The organism is Sphingomonas sp. MMS12-HWE2-04 (assembly GCF_044881185.1).
Lineage (GTDB): Bacteria > Pseudomonadota > Alphaproteobacteria > Sphingomonadales > Sphingomonadaceae > Sphingomonas.
The window spans coordinates 2,718,362-2,735,822 of sequence record NZ_CP173254.1; the positions used below are offsets into that span (position 1 = coordinate 2,718,362).

General features: G+C 66.9%; 20 protein-coding genes. 11 read left to right on the forward strand and 9 right to left on the reverse strand.

From position 1 onward, the window contains the following. The first annotated feature begins 55 nt into the window (after positions 1 to 55). The 6 genes from glnA to AB2M62_RS12545 all read left to right on the forward strand — a co-directional run bounded on the left by glnA (position 56) and on the right by AB2M62_RS12545 (position 7,824). Positions 56 to 1,468 (forward strand): type I glutamate--ammonia ligase, encoded by a 1,413-nt coding sequence (gene glnA / locus AB2M62_RS12520; protein WP_404334169.1) that lies wholly within the window; start codon positions 56 to 58, stop codon positions 1,466 to 1,468. Positions 1,469 to 1,668: 200 nt separating this feature from the next. Further along, positions 1,669 to 1,923 (forward strand): RebB family R body protein, encoded by a 255-nt coding sequence (locus AB2M62_RS12525; RefSeq protein ID WP_404334170.1) that lies wholly within the window; start codon positions 1,669 to 1,671, stop codon positions 1,921 to 1,923. Positions 1,924 to 2,062: 139 nt separating this feature from the next. Then, a complete protein-coding gene (locus AB2M62_RS12530) occupies positions 2,063 to 3,580 on the forward strand; it encodes a PQQ-dependent sugar dehydrogenase (protein ID WP_404334172.1) in 1,518 nt (505 codons plus the stop codon). Positions 3,581 to 3,635: 55 nt separating this feature from the next. Then, on the forward strand, positions 3,636 to 5,438 hold the full coding sequence (locus AB2M62_RS12535; RefSeq protein ID WP_404334174.1) for a VWA domain-containing protein: 1,803 nt from the start codon (positions 3,636 to 3,638) through the stop codon (positions 5,436 to 5,438). A gap of 85 nt (positions 5,439 to 5,523) precedes the next feature. Next, entirely contained in the window at positions 5,524 to 6,948 is a 1,425-nt protein-coding gene (locus AB2M62_RS12540; RefSeq protein ID WP_404334176.1) for an aldehyde dehydrogenase family protein, read from the forward strand. A 66-nt stretch (positions 6,949 to 7,014) separates the two neighbouring features. After that, complete coding sequence (locus AB2M62_RS12545) at positions 7,015 to 7,824, forward strand: hypothetical protein (RefSeq protein ID WP_404334178.1); 810 nt, start codon at positions 7,015 to 7,017, stop codon at positions 7,822 to 7,824. Positions 7,825 to 7,828: 4 nt separating this feature from the next. Here the strand turns inward: AB2M62_RS12545 and AB2M62_RS12550 are convergent, their stop codons facing one another. Beyond that, entirely contained in the window at positions 7,829 to 8,803 is a 975-nt protein-coding gene (locus tag AB2M62_RS12550; protein ID WP_404334180.1) for a quinone oxidoreductase family protein, read from the reverse strand. Then, positions 8,803 to 9,093, reverse strand: a complete 291-nt coding sequence (locus tag AB2M62_RS12555; protein WP_404334182.1) for a helix-turn-helix domain-containing protein — start codon at positions 9,091 to 9,093, stop codon at positions 8,803 to 8,805. Before AB2M62_RS12555 ends, AB2M62_RS12550 begins: the two co-directional genes overlap by 1 nt. A gap of 59 nt (positions 9,094 to 9,152) precedes the next feature. Between AB2M62_RS12555 and AB2M62_RS12560 the strand changes: the two genes are divergently transcribed. Beyond that, positions 9,153 to 9,518 carry a VOC family protein gene (locus AB2M62_RS12560; protein ID WP_404334184.1) on the forward strand — a complete coding sequence of 122 codons (366 nt, stop codon included), beginning with the start codon at positions 9,153 to 9,155 and terminating at the stop codon, positions 9,516 to 9,518. Positions 9,519 to 9,572: 54 nt separating this feature from the next. Here the strand turns inward: AB2M62_RS12560 and AB2M62_RS12565 are convergent, their stop codons facing one another. Both AB2M62_RS12565 and AB2M62_RS12570 read right to left on the reverse strand, forming a co-directional pair. Further along, the gene (locus tag AB2M62_RS12565) at positions 9,573 to 11,291 is read right to left on the reverse strand and encodes an SLC13 family permease (protein WP_404334186.1); all 1,719 of its coding nucleotides are present in this window, start codon (positions 11,289 to 11,291) and stop codon (positions 9,573 to 9,575) included. Between the two features lie 90 nt (positions 11,292 to 11,381). Beyond that, positions 11,382 to 11,594, reverse strand: coding sequence for a hypothetical protein (locus AB2M62_RS12570; RefSeq protein WP_404334188.1), 213 nt, complete (start codon positions 11,592 to 11,594; stop codon positions 11,382 to 11,384). Between the two features lie 146 nt (positions 11,595 to 11,740). Between AB2M62_RS12570 and AB2M62_RS12575 the strand changes: the two genes are divergently transcribed. Together AB2M62_RS12575 and AB2M62_RS12580 are read left to right on the forward strand one after the other, a co-directional pair. Next, positions 11,741 to 11,926, forward strand: a complete 186-nt coding sequence (locus tag AB2M62_RS12575) for a hypothetical protein (protein ID WP_404334190.1) — start codon at positions 11,741 to 11,743, stop codon at positions 11,924 to 11,926. Positions 11,927 to 11,962: 36 nt separating this feature from the next. Beyond that, positions 11,963 to 12,784 carry a hypothetical protein gene (locus AB2M62_RS12580; protein ID WP_404334192.1) on the forward strand — a complete coding sequence of 274 codons (822 nt, stop codon included), beginning with the start codon at positions 11,963 to 11,965 and terminating at the stop codon, positions 12,782 to 12,784. Between the two features lie 9 nt (positions 12,785 to 12,793). On the opposite strand, the gene AB2M62_RS12585 is transcribed toward AB2M62_RS12580, so the two are convergent. The 3 genes from AB2M62_RS12585 to AB2M62_RS12595 all read right to left on the reverse strand — a co-directional run bounded on the left by AB2M62_RS12585 (position 12,794) and on the right by AB2M62_RS12595 (position 14,416). Beyond that, positions 12,794 to 13,081 (reverse strand): hypothetical protein, encoded by a 288-nt coding sequence (locus AB2M62_RS12585; RefSeq protein WP_404334194.1) that lies wholly within the window; start codon positions 13,079 to 13,081, stop codon positions 12,794 to 12,796. Positions 13,082 to 13,101: 20 nt separating this feature from the next. Next, positions 13,102 to 13,656, reverse strand: a complete 555-nt coding sequence (locus tag AB2M62_RS12590) for a type II toxin-antitoxin system Phd/YefM family antitoxin (protein WP_404334196.1) — start codon at positions 13,654 to 13,656, stop codon at positions 13,102 to 13,104. A 136-nt stretch (positions 13,657 to 13,792) separates the two neighbouring features. Next, positions 13,793 to 14,416, reverse strand: coding sequence for a helix-turn-helix transcriptional regulator (locus AB2M62_RS12595; RefSeq protein ID WP_404334198.1), 624 nt, complete (start codon positions 14,414 to 14,416; stop codon positions 13,793 to 13,795). Positions 14,417 to 14,508: 92 nt separating this feature from the next. Here AB2M62_RS12595 and AB2M62_RS12600 point away from each other — a divergent pair, with 92 nt between their 5' ends. Together AB2M62_RS12600 and AB2M62_RS12605 are read left to right on the forward strand one after the other, a co-directional pair. Beyond that, positions 14,509 to 14,691, forward strand: a complete 183-nt coding sequence (locus tag AB2M62_RS12600; RefSeq protein ID WP_404334200.1) for a hypothetical protein — start codon at positions 14,509 to 14,511, stop codon at positions 14,689 to 14,691. Further along, complete coding sequence (locus tag AB2M62_RS12605; protein WP_404334202.1) at positions 14,688 to 15,002, forward strand: hypothetical protein; 315 nt, start codon at positions 14,688 to 14,690, stop codon at positions 15,000 to 15,002. Before AB2M62_RS12600 ends, AB2M62_RS12605 begins: the two co-directional genes overlap by 4 nt. A gap of 91 nt (positions 15,003 to 15,093) precedes the next feature. Here AB2M62_RS12605 and AB2M62_RS12610 read toward each other — a convergent pair whose 3' ends face one another. Further along, positions 15,094 to 16,164, reverse strand: a complete 1,071-nt coding sequence (locus tag AB2M62_RS12610) for a hypothetical protein (protein WP_404334204.1) — start codon at positions 16,162 to 16,164, stop codon at positions 15,094 to 15,096. Further along, a complete protein-coding gene (locus AB2M62_RS12615; RefSeq protein ID WP_404334205.1) occupies positions 16,161 to 17,402 on the reverse strand; it encodes a TIGR04063 family PEP-CTERM/XrtA system glycosyltransferase in 1,242 nt (413 codons plus the stop codon). Before AB2M62_RS12615 ends, AB2M62_RS12610 begins: the two co-directional genes overlap by 4 nt. Between the last annotated feature and the right edge of the window lie 59 nt (positions 17,403 to 17,461).

A 17,461-nucleotide genomic window follows, 5' to 3' on the forward strand; every position in this document is an offset into this window, starting at 1 on the left:
GTAATTTTATTGCCCGATTCGTCGGGCTATTGAAAGAGAGCGAAAGGGCTAAGTGATGGCGAATTCGGCCAATGACGTGCTGAAGATGGTCAAGGAGAACGAGATCGAGTGGATCGATCTGCGGTTCACCGATCCCAAGGGCAAGTGGCAGCATCTCACCATGGTCGCTTCGGTGATCGGCGAGGACGAGCTGACCGACGGCCTGATGTTCGACGGTTCGTCGATCGAGGGCTGGAAGGCGATCAACGAGTCCGACATGATCCTCAAGCCCGATCTGGACGCGGTGTGGATCGATCCGTTCTCGGCCACGCCGATGCTGATCCTGGTCTGCGACATCGTCGAGCCCTCGACCGGCGAGCTCTATTCGCGCGATCCGCGCTCGACCGCCAAGCGTTCGGAGGCCTATCTCCAGTCGCTCGGCATCGGCGACACCGTCTATGTCGGCCCCGAAGCCGAGTTCTTCATGTTCGACGACGTCCGCTTCGAGAACAGCTATTCGACCAGCTATTACGCGATCGACGACATCGAGCTGCCGGGCAATTCGGGCAAGGAATATGAAGGCGGCAATCTCGGCCACCGTCCGCGCGCCAAGGGCGGCTATTTCCCCGTCGCGCCGGTCGACAGCGCCGTCGACATCCGCGGCGAGATGGTCTCGACCATGCTCGAAATGGGCCTGCCCTGCGACAAGCACCACCACGAAGTCGCCGCCGCGCAGCACGAGCTCGGCCTGACCTTCGGCACGCTGGTCCAGACCGCCGACCGCATGCAGATCTACAAGTATGTCGTGCACCAGGTCGCCCAGGCCTATGGCAAGACCGCGACCTTCATGCCCAAGCCGATCAAGGAAGATAACGGCAGCGGCATGCACACCCACATCTCGATCTGGGACAAGGGCAATCCGCTGTTCGCCGGCAATGGCTATGCCGGCCTCAGCGACATGTGCCTCTATTTCATCGGCGGCGTGATCAAGCACGCCAAGTCGCTGAACGCCTTCACCAATCCGTCGACCAACAGCTACAAGCGGCTGGTCCCGGGCTATGAAGCGCCGGTGCTGCTCGCTTACTCGTCGCGCAACCGCTCGGCCTCGTGCCGCATCCCTTATGGTGCGGGCAGCAAGGCGAAGCGCGTCGAGTTCCGCTTCCCGGATGCGCTGGCCAATCCGTATCTCTGCTATGCAGCGCTGCTGATGGCCGGCCTCGACGGCATCCAGAACAAGATACACCCGGGCGATCCGATGGACAAGAACCTCTATGATCTGCCGCCGGCAGAGCTCGAGCAGGTCCCCACGGTGTGCGGTTCGCTGCGCGAAGCGCTCGACAGCCTCGAGGCCGATCAGGACTATCTGCTCAAGGGCGATGTGTTCACCAAGGATCAGATCGCGGCCTATGTCGAGATCAAGCGCGCCGACGTCGCCCGCTGGGAAATGACGCCGTCGCCGGTCGAATACGACATGTATTACAGCGCATAAATCTCCCGGCCATGGGTGAAGATTGGGGCGTCCCGGCACAAGCCGGGGCGCCCTTTTCTTTTGCAACGCAGCACGCGCAACGTGGTCACATCGATCATAACCACGAAGTTCGTTCGACTCGATGACGATATGCCTGTATCGCGTTCGACAGGGTCGAAACGCGCAAGACGCGCATCTCTCTTTTACTTGGGGATATCGGCATGGCTTCTCCGACCTCGGTCAACGACCAGATCACCGACTCGCTCACGCAACCCAACATCAAGGTTTTCGGCGACCAAGCTGGGCAAAAGGGCAACCTGTTCGTCGCTGCCTCCCAGGCGTTGGCCGATGCTGCGCACAACGCCACCCATCCGCAGGAGCAAACCTCGATCACGGCGCAAGCGGGGACGAGCGATCTCCCCACGCCCGATATCCCGCATCCCCCGGTCCATGGTTCGGACGCAATCGACCGCTAGACACAGTCGCTTAGGCGCGCGCGGCGCCTGCCCCGCACTCGGACTGCGATCCAGCCGCATGCACGCGCAGCGCGGCGGATCGGTGCGCTGGAACGCCGTGCGCGCGGCACGCGTTGTTTCGTGAAATAGGGGATGAACCATGCGCGCCTATCCAGCCGTTGCCGTCACCCTGTTTCTCGCAGCGTGCAGTGGCGGCACGAACAATCCCTCTCCAACGCCAACGCCGCCGCCCAGCAATAGCGCGCCTGTCTTCACGTCCGCAGCGACGGCGAGCCTGGTCGAAAACAGCGCGCTTGCCTATCAAGCCACCGCCACCGATGCCCAGGCGAACCCGATCACCTTCGCGATCGCCGGCGGCGCGGACTCCGCGCGCTTCGCGATCACGCCGCAGGGCGCGCTCGGTTTCGCCGCAGCGCCCAATTTCGAGGCGCCCGGCGACGCCGATGGCGACAATGTCTATCGCGTCCAGCTCAGCGCCAGCGACGGCAGCGCATCGAGCACGCTCGACCTTGCGATAACCGTCACCAACAGCCGCGAAGGGATCGCAGTCAAGCGCGTCGGCACCGGCTTCGATCAGCCGATCGCGGTGGCAGCGATTCCGAACGACAGCCGCGTGATCGTGCCCGAAAAGACCGGCCGCGTCTGGCTGCTCGATCCGGCGACCGGCGCCAAGACCCTCCTCACCACGATCGCCGGCCTTTCGACCGACGGCGAGCGCGGGCTGCTGGGCATCGTCGTGCAGCCGACGCTCACCCAGGGCGTGCATCCGCAGGCGGGCACCGCAACCGAAGGGCCGTTCTTCCTCTACAAGACCGTGACCGACGGGACGATCGTGATCTCCCGGATCGAGCGCAACGTGGCGAGCTGGCCCGAGCAGGAAATCCTCCGCATCCCTCATCCGACCAACAACAACCATAATGGCGGCTGGATCGGCTTTGGGCCGGACGGCAATCTCTATGCGGCCACCGGCGATGGCGGCGGCGCCGGCGACCCCGCCAACAATGCCCAGAACCCCAATTCGCGGCTCGGCAAGATCCTGCGCATCGCGCCCAATCCCGATCCGTTTGCCGGCGCCACGCCGGTCTATTACGTGCCCGCGCCGGGCAATCCCTTCGTGGCCGGTGGCGGCGATCCGTGGGTCTTTGCGCTCGGCCTGCGCAATGCCTTTCGCAACAGCTTCGCGCCTGACGGACGGCTGGTGATCGGCGATGTCGGGCAGGACGCGGTCGAGGAAGTCGACCTGCTCCGCACCGACCAACCGGGGCTCAATTTCGGCTGGCCCTTCCTCGAAGGCACCCAGCCCTATCGTGGCAGCGCGCCCGCCGGACTCACGGCCCCCGTCACCCAATATGGCCATGGCAGCGGCGCCAAGCAGGGCAATTCGCTGATCGGCGGCTATGTCTATCGCGGCCCGGTGACCTCGCTCCAGGGGCTCTACGTCTTCGGCGACTTCGTCACCGGCAATATCTGGACGCTGCCCTACGCCGCGCTGGCCCAGGGCGCGGTCTTCCCCTCGGCCAGCTATGAGCGCCGCAACGTCGATTTCACGCCCGATACCGGCACGATCGACCAACTCGCGTCGTTCGGCGAGGACAGCGCCGGCAATCTTTATCTGGTCGATATCGCCGGCGAGATTTTCGAGGTCGTGCCGCAATAGCCAAGTCACGGGACGCGTGATACCTTCCGTCGCAAATAATGACGGGAGGACTGCCATGAAGTCATTGCCCCTCAAGCCTTGGCTGGCGCTAGCAGCACTTGCGTTGCCGCTCGCACCGGCCTTGGCGCAGAACGCGCCACCCCCTGACGACCAGCAGCAAGAGGCCGACGACAATAGCAGTGTCATCGTCACCGGCATGCGCGTCCGCCAGGGCGGCGCTCAGGACATCAAGCATTTCCGCAATGCCTCCGCCCAGGCCGGCCTGCCGCTCGCCAGTGGCCTCACCGTCGAGGGCCTGATGGGCGAGCACGACCTCACGCTCCCGCCTGCCGTCAAATGCCCGCAGCTCTTTTGCCTCGTCACCGAGACGATGCCGGCGATGCTGCCGCTCCGCCCCGACGACCGACTGTTCGTAGGGCTGGGCTTCGCGTCGAACCTCGATGCCGACAAATGGCACCGCGCGCCGCTCAACCTGGTCGCCGTGATCGACAAGTCCGGCTCGATGGACGGCGAACCGCTCGCACGGGTCCGCGAAAGCCTGTTGCGCATCCTCGGACAGATGCACGACGGCGATCGCCTATCGATCGTCCTCTATGGCGACCGCGCCCATGTCTATCTGCAGCCGACCGACTTTGCGGGGAATCGCGATCGCATCGCCGCGCAGATCCGCGGCATCAAGAGCGAGGGCTCGACCGACATGGAATCGGGCCTGCGCGTCGGCTACGCCACCGCCTTCGCCGATGCGCCCGGCTTCAAGGGCAATACCCGGGTGATGCTGTTCACCGACGAGCAGCCCAATGTCGGTGCCACCGATGCGGCGAGTTTCATCGGCATGGCGCAGGAGGCGTCGCGCCGCGGCATCGGCCTCACCACCATCGGCGTCGGCGAGCAGTTCGATGCCGCGCTCGCCACCAAGGTCTCCAGCACCCGCGGCGGCAATCTGTTCTTCATTCCCGACAGCGCCGACGTCGCCGCGGTGTTCGACAAGCAGCTCGATACGATGGTGAGCGAAGTCGCCCACGATCTCGTCCTCACGATGAAGCCGGCACCGGGCTACCGGATCTCGGGGGTGTTCGGCGTGCCCGATCAGGTGATGACCACCAACCCGGAAGGCGCGATCACCGTCACGGTGCCCACCGTCTTTCTCAGCCTCAACGGCGGCGGCATCTTCGCGACGCTCGCCAAGGCATCGGATCATGAGGCCCTGCCGGCGGCGACGATCGCCGACGGGGCGCCCGCGCTCGACGTGTCGGTCACGTGGAACGAGGCCGATGGCGGTCGACCGGGCAGCGACCATGTGCTCGCCATGGCGCCCGCCGCCACGCCGAGCACGCCACTGCGCAGCGCCCATCTGCTCGTCGACGAGTATCTCGCGCTGCGCGATGCCTCGATCGCCTATCACGAGAAGAAGGATCCCAAGGCGGCGTTCGCGCTGCTCGATGGCGTCGCCTCCCGTTTCCAGGCCGCCCGCCTGCCGGGCATGGAGAGCGAGACCAGGCTGATCGGCAACCTGCGCGCCCAGGCAGCCTTTTATTCCGGCTACAAGGGCGAGCTGCCCAAGGCGGTGCGCCACCTCGCCGTGGTCGGGCGCTGGGAAGTCACCAACGCCGATGGCTTCGAGGACATACGGCGGGGCGACCAGCTGGAATTCACCGACGATCGCGCATTCAACACCTATCGCACGACCACCGGCCACGGCGACGCCGAGGAGAGCGAAACCTACGAAATCAACGAGAACCGCATCCACCTCGTCGATTCCAGGCTGGTGATGGCCTATTCCGCCAAGGGCGACCGCATGCAGATGTCGCTCGATGATGCGAAGGGCAGCGCGCGGCTCTGGCTGCGCCGCATGGATTGAGGTTCGGGCCGGTTGCAGCTTGCAACCGGCCGCGCCGCCCGCCATCTAGGCCGCCATACCGGATGTTCGACAATCAGGAGGCGGGATGCCGAGCTACCTCAAGCAGTTTATCGACGGGCAATGGGTCGAGAGCGAAGGCGGCACGCGCCATGCGGTGATCAATCCCGCCACCGAGGAGCCGGTGAGCGAGATAACGCTCGGCTCGCAGGCCGATGTCGACAAGGCCGTCGCCGCGGCAGTCCGCGCATTCGAAACCTTCTCGCGCACCACCACGGAAGAACGCATCGCGCTGCTCGAACGCATCCTCGAAGCCTATAAGGCGCGCTCCGCCGACATGGCGCAGGCGCTCAGCGAGGAAATGGGCGCGCCGATGAGCCTCGCCAAGACCGCGCAGGTCGGCAGCGGCATCGGGCACTTCAAGGCGGCGATCGAAGCGCTGAAGCGTTTCGCGTTCGAAGAGCAGATCGGCACTAGCCTGGTCGTTCACGAACCAATCGGCGTGGTCGCGATGATCACGCCGTGGAACTGGCCGCTCAACCAGGTCGTCTCCAAGGTCGCGCCCGCGCTCGCCGCGGGTTGCACCATGGTGCTCAAGCCTTCCGAAGAGGCGCCCGGCTGCGCTGCGATCTTCGCCGAGGTGCTCGATGCCGCCGGCGTGCCGCCGGGCGTGTTCAACCTCGTCCAGGGCGATGGGCCGGGAGTCGGCACGGCGTTGTCGCGGCACAAGGATGTCGCGATGGTCAGCTTCACCGGCTCGACCCGCGCCGGCGTCCAGGTCGCCAAGAATGCCGCCGACACGGTCAAGCGCGTCCATCAGGAGCTGGGCGGAAAGTCGCCGTCGGTGGTGCTCGACAGCGCCGACATCGCCCAGGCCGTGAAGGGCACGCTGTTCGGCGTGCTGATGAATTCGGGGCAGAGCTGCATAGCCCCCGCCCGCCTGCTGGTGCCCGCCGCCAAACAGGCGGAAGCCGCGGCGATCGCCGGCGAGATGATGAAGGCGACGACGTGCGGTGCGCCATCGGAGGACGGCCGCCATCTTGGGCCGGTGGTCAACAAGGCGCAGTGGGACAAGATCCAGGGGTTGATCGCCAAGGGCCTGGAGGAAGGCGCCACGCTGGAGACCGGCGGCCCGGGCCGTCCGGACGGGATCGAGACCGGCTATTTCGTCAAGCCGACCCTGTTCTCCAACGTGCGCAACGACATGACGATCGCGCGCGAGGAGATCTTCGGCCCCGTCGTGACGATCATCCCTTACCAGGACGAGGAAGATGCAATCCGCATCGCCAACGACACCGATTATGGCCTTTCGGCAATGGTGTTCGGCGACCCCGAGGGCATTCGCCGCGTCGCGCCGCGGCTGCGCGCCGGCATGGTCTATGTCAATGGCGGCCAGCCCGATCCGAGCCTGCCGTTCGGCGGCTACAAGCAATCAGGCAATGGCCGCGAGCATGGCAAGTTCGGGCTGGCCGAGTTCCTTGAGGTCAAGGCGCTGGTGAACGTGCTGGCGTAACGCGCCAATCGATGGTTCACTCGGGGCGTGTTCCTCGTACCCCTGCTTGTCGCGCTCGCTCCGCCTGTGCAAACCACGCCAGACGTGCATGTCGGCGCGGTGTTCGAGATCGTCCGGGTGACCGAGACCGCCCGGCAAAGCGGCAACAGTTCGGCGACCTCGCGCGACAGCGACATGCTGGTCGAGCGCGTCGTCGCGGTCAGCGGCGAGGGGATCGAGCTCGAATATGATCTTCCCGCCAATGCCTCGGCGCGAAATCGCGCCGGCGCCTGGCAGTTCCCCGCCCGCGTGCTGCGGTCGCGCGAAGGGCGGATAACGCTGCGCAACGAGCCCGACCTCAAGGCCCGGGTGGCCGACTGGCTCGCCGCCAACAAGATCGCGCGCACCCAGTGCGGGCACTGGATCTTCACTTGGAATGCCTTCCGCATCGAATGCGATCCGCAATCGGTGATCCCGATGATCGAGGCAGTCGACCTGGGCCATGACCCGCTTGCCGAAGGCCAGCCTTATCGCGACCGCCAGGCCCGGAGTCCGGCACCGTTGAAGCGCAAGCAGGGCGGCACCGGGTTCAGCGTCGAACTCGCGATCGATGCCGATGCCGTACGTCGCGATCGCGTCGAGAACGACATGGTCGTCGGCGAGCTTTCGCAAAAGCCGGTCACGCGTGCGGAGGCGCTGCGCCAGCATGCCGGCGAGACGATCTCGGGAACGATCAGGATCGCCTTCGACACCGATGCCGCCGGCTATGCGCTTCGCAAGACCAAGGTCACCACGGTGACGATCGCGCGGCCCGGCGGCGCCACCGAGACCAGCCGGATCACCGAAGTGCTGGAGCGGCGCCCGGTCCGCCGGGCGTCCGACCCCAACACGATCTAGCGCCTCACGGCACCAGGATCGTCGATCCCGTCGTCTCGCCCGCCTCCAGCGCGCGATGCGCATCGGCAGCGTCCTCCAGCGCGAAACGCTGGCGAATATCCGCCCGCACCGCGCCGCTGCGCAGCATCGCGAACAGCCGTGCGCTGCCCGCTTCGCGCTCCTCGGGGGTGGCATAATAGTCGAACATTGTCGGCCGGGTGACGAACAGCGATCCCGCCCGCGCCAACGCGCCGAGCGCGACGCCTTCCACCGGACCGCTGGCATTGCCAAAGCTGACGATCAGCCCGCGGCGCTTCGTCGCGGCGAGCGATGCTGCCCAGCTTGCCTTGCCGACCCCGTCGAGCACCACGTCGACGCCCGCCCCGCCGGTGATCGCGCGCACTTTCGCGGCCACGTCGTCCTCGCGCGAGAGCAGCACATGGTCCGCGCCCGCCTCCTGCGCCAGCGCCACCTTGTCGCGGTGGCCCACCGTGGCGATCACCGTCGCGCCGATCGCCTTGAGCCAGCGCACTGCGATCTGCCCGACCCCGCCGGCGGCGGCATGGACGAGCACCGTCCAGCCGGGCTGGACCTTTGCGCAGCGCTCGATCAGGAATTCGGCGGTGCCGCCCTTGAGCAGCGCCGCCGCGGCGGTCTCGTCGCTGATGTCGTCGGGAAGCTTGAACAGGGTCGCAGCCGCCACGTTGCGCCCGGTGGAATAGGCGCCAAGCCCGGGGCCGAAGGTGGCCACCCGGTCGCCCACGGCAAGCCCGGTCACGCCCTCGCCCAGCGCCTCGACCACGCCCGCCGCCTCGCCGCCCAGCCCGCTGGGCAGTTCGACCGGGTAGAGCCCCGAGCGGAAATAGGTGTCGATGAAGTTGAGCCCCACCGCGGTGTTGCGCATCCGCACTTCGCCGGGCCCGGGCGGCGCGAGTTCGACGTCGACCCATTGGATCACTTCGGGTCCGCCGATGCGTTCGATCCGTGCCGTGCGTGCCATCAATGCCTCCGTATCCAGGGCCGGAGCGGCCGGAACCGCGCCGCCTCATTGTCCGCGCGCCGCTCGACGGCGATCAGCCCGCGGCGTTCGAGATGCGCGATAGCGTCCTGGCACGTCCGGCGCGAGAGCCCCGTACGCTCGGCGATCGACGCATAGCCCAGCGGAGCGCGATCGCCCTCCAGTGCCTCGATCAGCAGATAGACCAGATAGGCCGAAGGCTTGCGATCATGCCCGACCAGATCGGGCATCAGCACGTCGATGACGTAGCGATCGAGGGGCAGCGCAGCCATTGCCATGGCAATAACTGCCATGCTCCCGCTGCGCAACCGCTCGCGTTACGCTGCGCGCCATGATCAAGCAGCTCAAGTTCGTCACCATCCCGACGTCGGATCAGGACCGCGCGCTCGCTTTCTGGACCGAGAAGATGGGCTTCCGCATCGTCACCGATCAGCCGATGGGCCCGGGCAAGCGCTGGATCGAGCTCGGCATCCCCGGCGCCGAAACCGGGGTGGTGCTGTTCACGCCCGAGGGGCAGGAAGACCGGATCGGCAGCTTCTTCAACGGCTCGTTCGCCTGCGACGATGTCGACTATAGCTATCGCCAGCTCAGCGCGCGCGGGGTGGCGTTCGAAGGCCCGCCCGAGAAACAGCCCTGGGGCCATTTCGCCAAGTTCCGCGATCCCGACGGCAACGTCTTCGTGCTTTCCAGCCGCTAGCGGCTCACACCGGCCACGCCCACAGGATCAGCGGCGTCCCCGCGACCAGCACGATCAGCGAAAGCGGCGCGCCCAATCGCGCATAATCGCCGAACTTGTACCCCCCGGCCCCATCACCAGCGTGTTGCACTGGTGGCCGATCGGCGTGAGGAAGTCGCAGCCTGCGCCCACGGCGGTCGCCATCAGGAACGGCTCGGGACGATAGCCCAGCCCGCTGGCGAAGGTCGCCGCGATCGGCGCCATCACCAGCACGGTCGCGGCATTGTTGAGGAATGGCGTCACCGCCATCGCGGCGGCGAGGATCAGCGCCACGGCGCCCCAGGGCGGCAGCGTCGCCGCGATCGCCGAGAGGTGGTGGCCGATCAGGTCGGTGGTGCCGGTGGTGCGCAGCGAATCGCTCACCGGGATCAGCGCGCCGAGCATCACCAGGATCGGCCATTCGATATGATCATAGGCTTCGCGCACCGGCAGCGCGCCGCTCAGGATCACCAGCGCCGCCGCGGCGAAGAACGCGACGGCGACCGGGACATAGCCCGTCGCCGTCGCCGCCATCGCCGCCGCGAGGATCGCCAGCGGCAGCAGCCCCTTGCGCACACTGCCCAGCCGCAGCGTGCGCTCGGCGAGCGGCAGGCAGCCGAGTTCGCCCAGCCGCTCGAACAGCAGCGCGAGCGGCCCCTGCAGCACGACGACGTCGCCGGCGCGCAGCTCGATCTCGCCCAGCCGGCGGGCCAGCCGCTCGCCCTGGCGCGAGACGGCGATCAGGTTCACCCCGAAGCGTTCGTGCAGCCCCATCCGCCCGGCGCTATGCCCGATCAACGGGCTGTCGGTGCCGACTACCGCTTCGAGCACGCCGACTTCGCCGGTAGCGCCGTCGGGGCTGCCGCGGTCCTGGCCTTCGAGGATCAGCCCGTCGCCGGCGATCACCCGCTCGAGGCTGTCGGGCGCGCCCGAGAGGATCAGCACGTCCTCCGGGCGCAGCGTGCTATCCGGGAACGGCATGCTGCGCATTCCCGCGCGCAGGATCGCCGTCACCGAGACTTCGTGATCGTGGCGCTCGCGGAATGCCGCGACGGTCTCGTCCACGGCGGGCGATCCCGCCGGGATCTCGGCCTCGGTGGCATAATCCTGGATGTTCATCGCCTCGCCCAGCGTCGCGACGGCGCTGCGGTCGCGCGGCAGCAGCCGATAGCCGAAGCGCAGGAACACCAGCCCGATCGCGGTCAGCCCCAACCCGACCGGCGCATAGTCGAACATCTTGAACGGCTCGCCGGTCATCTCCTCGCGCACGCGGCTGACGATGATGTTGGGCGAGGTGCCGATCAGCGTGATCAGCCCGCCGAGCAGCGAGGCGAACGACATCGGCATCAGGAACACCGCGGGCGAGGTCTTCGATCGCTTCGCCATCTGCAGCGCCACCGGCATCATCATCGCCAGCGCGCCGATATTCTTGACCAGCGCCGAGGCGAAGCCGACGCTGCCGCACAGCAGCAGCAATTGCGATCGGATCCGCGTCACGCGGCGCTGGAGCATCAGCATCGCGCTCTCGATCACCCCCGATCGCTGCACCGCGCCCGACAGCACCAGCGCGGAAGCGACGATCACCACGATGTCGTCGGAAAAGCCGGTGAACGCTTCCTTGGGCTTGACCACGCCCACCGCCAGCGCGGCAAGCAGCGCGATCACCGCGACCAGATCGTAGCGCAGCCGCCCCCAGATGAAGAGCAGCATCATCCCGGCGAGCACGCCGATGGACAGGATCTGGGGAAGCGTCACGAGGTCTCGGCGTTCATGCCCAGCCTAACTCGCGACGATGGCTTCGGGTCCGTCCCGTTTAATCCCCTGAATTGGAGGGGAAATCGATGCTCAGTGCACCGTGCCGATCGCGCGCGGGATCGACATCAGCACCACCAGCCGCTCGATCTGGCGCCAGCGGCAGAAATGGATGTGGTTGCCCAGGTCACGGCTCTTGTCGGCGCGCGCTGCGGCTTCGTAGCCGGCAGCCTCGCCGAATTTGCGGATCAGTTCGGCGGCATCGGCGACTTCGGCGCGGTCGCCGAGATAAAGCAGAGGTTCCATGGATACTCCGGGGGGATACGCTTTCCCGGATTTTACCGCGTGAATCTAAAGCTTTCGCGCGCCATCAAGGTGAAGCAGCGCTAACCATTTGCGACCGATGCCGCGCGGCAGTGGCGCGCCGCCGCGCGGCGTGGCAGAGCATCGCCATGGCAAGTTCTTCCTCGCGCAATCCGATGGCCGGCGGCTTCCTGCTGGCAGTGAGCCTGATCGTCGGCGTGCTCGTCGGCATCGCCAGGGGGCAGCCATCGATCGGCTTCGTCGCCGGTTTCGGCGTCGGCGTGGCGCTGCTGGTCGGGGTGTGGCTGCTCGATCGCCGGCGCACGGGGGCCTGACAAGGCCAGACAAGGCCTCGCATCGAAGGGGGAACGATGAGCTGGTTCGCACAGGTGGTGCTTCAATCCTTGCTCGTCGCGGGCGTCTCTGCCGCGTTTCTCTGGCTGTCCTGGCTGCCGGCAAAGGCATTCCTGGCGGTGTTTCTGCTGTACTTCCTGTTTGCCATCGGCAGAAATCCGATCGCCTTCTGGCGCAGGCTGGCCCGTTTCGTGCTCGTTGCCGCCATCCCTTCGGCACTCAGTGGCATCACCTTCCGCCTATATGGCCAAGGCCATCTTCCCGCGGGACTGGCCGATTATGGCTTCGCCATCGAGCAGGCGAGCGGCGACGCGCTGCCGCTGGTGATCGCGGTTCTGCTCTGTGCGCTCGCCTTCGACGCGCTTGCCTATTGGCTGCAGCTCCGCGGCAAGAAGAACTCGGTCTATCACGCCACGCCGGACAGTGCCGGCCTCTCGGTCGAGCGCGACGGCTCGATACACATCGTCTGTCCGCTCCTGATCGGTGCGCAGGACGCGAAGATCACGATCACGCGCGCGCAGCTGGCCCTGTCCGGGCTGTTTCCCGGCACGTTCGAGTGCGAACTCTATGCCAAATGGCTGGATAGCGAAGGCGTGCACCGGCCGATCAGCCCCCAGCATCCGCTCGATCTGGCCGCAAGCGCGACCGAGAGCTTGTTCGTCACGGCGACAATCAAGCGCGGCGCGCGTGCCGATTGGCTTCGGCTGCTGACGTCGGGGACGCTCGGCTGGACGCAGGCGGCGCAAGGCGAATTGCACCTCACCGCCTTCCCGATGTCGGCGCGCACGCCGTTGCCGGTTCGCTTCGTCCGAAAGTCGCTTCCCAAGGCCGCAGACTGACGCCGAGGCTCAGCTATCGTCGATATCGACGAGGGTAACGGTGAAGTGCACCTCGTTGACCTGGATATGCACACGATATCCATGCAAGGTTGTTACGAAGTCCCCTGCGCTTTCCCCCAAGGGTTCCAAGTCCGCGACATCGGCGCCCCGGCTTATCTCCGCGCGCAGATATTGCAGCGACTTGGTGAATTTCGTTGCCGGAGTCTCGTTGACCTGCAGCTCCTCGAGCACGATGCCCAATCGCGGAAAACATGCCTGGGAAACCAGCAACGCATAAAGTCCGCGCCTGAACCGCATCCCGCCCCCAAAATTGAGATTCAAGCGAATTGATGCGTGCTTAAGCCATGCTGGACGAGCGATGCAACTATTTGCGATTTGAGATGCGTCGCATCGACTGCAGAAAAATTTTCCTGACCTTCGACAAGCGTCGCGATCAACTGCTTCACCTGCACGCGGGCCAACTGCAGGAATTCAGGGGACTCGATATATTGGTTGACGATGTCGCCAGCGAGTTGCTCGATCGGCACATCGCCATAGCTCCAATCCTCTCCCTCGCCCTGCAAATTGCCCGCTTCGGCCTGCTCCAGCGCAGCCACCAGCCCCTCGATCGGGACCGCGTCTCGCACAGCGCCGTCGCGGGCTTGCGCGCGCTCGATCAGCCTCAGATCGGCCGCACGATCATGCTCGCGCAGGCGCAGCAAGTCCTTGATCGCCACCAGCGCGGCCACCGCGCGGCCATGGCGCAGGATGACCACGCGCCGGCCGGCGGCATAAGCTTCGTCAATCACTTCGCGGAAAGCTTGGCGAGCCTGGGTGGCTTCGATGGCACGCGTGCCTTCCCAGGTCTTTGTCTCGACTTCGGCAACCTTCATTCAGCGTCTCCAGCGGCGGCCCGATGCCCCACAGCCCTGCCCGCGATCTGTACGATATGTACAAAATGCTAATTCGTTCCTAACGCGGCTGCTGTCAACCGGCGAGGTCTGCGGACCGGGCGAACCGGCCGGCCATTCAGACCAGCGCCCGCCCCAGCCAGGCCACCTGCCCGATTACTTCCACCGCGCCCGCCGCCACCACGCGTGGCGGATATGCGGGGTTGTCGCTGACCACCTCGACTCCGCCCATCGCGATACGCAGCCGCTTGACCATCAGCGCCCCGTCCAGCCGGATCACGAAGATCCCGCCTCTCTCCTTCACCGCGCGCCGGTCGCGGTCGACGAGGATCTCGTCGCCATCGGAGAGCGTAGGCTCCATCGAATCGCCATCGACGCGGATCATCGATCCCGCCTCGGCGCGTACCCCCAACGCGCGCAGCAGCGCCGGAGACAATGCCCCGGGCCGCCGCCGCGCTTCGTCTTCGGCGATCCGTCCCGGCCCGGCCGAGGCGCCGACATCCAGCCGCGCGATCTCGACGAGCCCCTCTGGCACGACGCCCCCCAGCCGCGCCTCGGGCACGCCGAAATAGCGCGCCAGCCGCGCGCGATCGGCCTCGGCGAGGAGCCGCGGCGACCCCCGCCTGAGATATTGCTGCAGATAGGCGGCGTTGCGGCCGAGCACGCGCGACAGCTCGGCAAAGCTGGTGCCCTGCTCCTCCATCAGCGCGGCAAGCGCGGCGCGTTGCGCGGACCCGTCCATGCCGCATTTCCTACGCGTAGGATTTTTCCTAGACAAGTAGGAAATTGAGAACAAAACAGGATCATACACAGCGACTCGAAAGGAGCAGGCACATGCCGGTACGGTTGAAGATCGAGCAATTCTTGCGGCACACACGAATGTCGCCGACGCGTTTCGGGCGGGAAGTCGCGCGCGATCCGCGGCTGGTCTACGATATGCGCAACGGCCGCGAACTCGGTCCGCGCATGGTCGCGCGGATCGAGGCGTTCCTCAGCACGCAGGAGCCAGGGCGATGAGCCGCGGCCCGGATGCGGCGACCTTGCTCGAACGCGCGCTGCGCGCCGACGCGGCGTCTGCCGGCGTCGCCGTGACGATCGGCCAGTCGGACATGACGCGCTGGGCCAGCGTGAGCTTCACCGGCGCGCGGCATACGCTGGCGCTGGTGGCACTCTCCGAACCCGCGCTCGACGATTGGGTGGCGGCGCTGCCCGATATCGACCTGCCGATGCGCGGGCATCTGCTCGCCGATCTGACCGTCAAGCAGGTCCGCCGCGCCGGCGCCGACACCCACCTGCTGATCGAGGCGCTCACCGTCGAGGATCGCTAAGGCATCCACCCCTCGGGAGAAGGCCGGGAACCGGAGTCACTATTGCTGTCCGATGTGACCCTGGATCCCGGCCTTCGCCGGAAGGACGGATCTAGGCGCGGCGCGCGAGATTGCGCAGCGTGACCAAGGCTTCCTCGAGGCCGCGCTCGGCCTCGCGCCGGGCCGGCGAAATCTTCGGAGTCTCGGGAATGCGGGTCCGCACCACGCCACGCTCCAGCCGATCGAGCAGCGCATGGACCGAGGCTTCGGTCTCAGGGCGCGCGATCGCGTCGCCGCGCGCGGCCCGCGGCGGCAATTGGGGCAGCACCGTCTCGAGCTTAGGCCGCGCCGGCGGAGTCAATTCAAACACTTCGAAGCGCTCGCGCGGCGTAAGCACCGGCGCAGGCATCGGCTCCGGCGCAGGCAAGGGCTCGGGCGTCGGCACGCGGTGCAGCGGCGCAACCGGCTCTGCCGGCGGCATCGGCACCGGAAGGATCGCAGCGGGATCGAAGGCAGCCAGCGGCTGTTCGAGGTCGCGCGGTAGCGCCTGTTCGACCGGCGGCGCAGGCGGCGTTGCCGGGGCCACCGTGTCAACTTCCGCCGGTTCCTCGCCAACCAGAAGGTTGGCAACCGGCCCGATCGGGCGGGGTGCCTCGGCGCGCTTGGGCACCGGCGCGCCCAGGGGTTTGCCTGCGGATTCAGCCGCTTCTGCAGCACCGAGCGGGCGCGCGACGAAAGTGCGATCCGCGTCAACTTTGTCAACCGAGACATCGACCGGCGCAGGCGCGGCGGCGGCCTCGAAAAAGGGATCGCCCAGATCGCGCGTTGCCAGCAAGGGCGGGCGCGGCGGGGCATCGGGATGGGCATCCGCACGGCGCACCACCGGTGCGGCGACTTCATCGGCATCGGCGGCAGCGGAGCGGCGCCCGCCCAGCGTCACACCTTGCAGGCCGAGCAACACGAACAAGGCCAGCCAGGACACCACGGCAGTGAACCCACCTGCGCCCAGCGCCAGTCCGGCGCGCGCGGTCAGGCCCAGCGGCGGCTCGGCTGCAGCGAGAACCGCCGGCAGCCCGCTGCCCATCGCCAGCGATTCGAGGCTGGCACCGGGAAGCACGGCAATGCCGATGACGGCGAGACCACCGAAGACGGCGGCGCCGAGAGTAGCGATCGGCAGGTTCATGCCTTCACCGGATGCGTGTGCGACCACGAGTCCTTCATGGAAACGGACCATGCTAGCTTTTGGTAAACAGAATCATACCGAGCAACGTTCGTCGCCCAATTTCGTTCGGATTCGACAAAGGCGCGGGCCCGCTCGCGCCGCGCCTCCCACAGATCGCGGTCGGCAAACAGCCCGGCGACGGCGTGCGCCAGCGCTTGGGGATCGTCGGGGCGGAACAGCGTGCCGGTGTCGCCGTCGCGAATCAGCTCGCGATGCCCGCCCACGTCCGATGCCGCGACCAGCCGCCGCTGCGCCATCGCCTCGATCGGCTTCAGCGGCGTTACCAGGTCGGTGAGCCGCATATGTTTGCGCGGATAGACCAGCACGTCGATCAGGCTGTAATAGCGCTCGACCTGCTCGTGCGGCACGCGGCCGACGAAGCGGATGCGATCGGCAACCGGCGAAGCCTCGGCCTGCGCCCGCAATGCTTCCTCCATCGGCCCGCCGCCGACCATCACCAGCCGCATCGACGGGCGCAGAGCGACCAGCGCCGGCATCGCCGCGATCAGCCCGTCCAGCCCTTCATAGTCATAGAAGCTGCCGATGAACCCGATCGTCTCGGCGCCGGTCACGCCGATCGCCTCGGCCAGCGCCGAATCGTAGGGCAGCGGTTCGCCGAACACATTGAGGTCGACGCCGTTGGGCGAGACGAAGATCTTGTCCGCATCGATGCCGCGCCCGATCAGGTCGTCGCGAAGCCCCTCGCAGATCACGGCGACGGCATCAGCCTGGCGCACCGCCCGGGTCTCGAGCGCGCGCGTCACCCGATAGCGCAAATTGCCCTCGACGCCGGTGCCGTTGCCCACCGCAGCGTCTTCCCAGAAAGCGCGGATCTCATAGACCAGCGGCAGCCCCAGCGCCCTTGCCGCACCCTGCCCTGCCATCGCGTCGAGCACCGGCGAATGCGCGTGGAGGATGTCGGGCTGGAAGCCCCGCGCCACTTCGAGGATCCGCCGCTTGAAATCGCGGACTTCGCGCCACTCGCCGATCGGCGTCGGCGCCGGCTTGGGCAGCGCGGTGCGGAAAAAGCGCAGTCCGTCGACGATCTCCTCCGCCGAGTCGCTTGGCCCGTGCCGCGGCCCGGTCACCGCCGCGACCTCCCAGCCGCGCGCGATCTGCGCCTTGAGCAGTGCCCGCGTTCGAAAGGTGTAGCCGCTGTGCACCGGCAGCCCGTGATCGAGGATGTGCAGGATCCGCATGGCCGCTTCCTGGCACAGAGGCACTTAACGCCGCGTCAACCGCATCGCGCTAGAGCCGT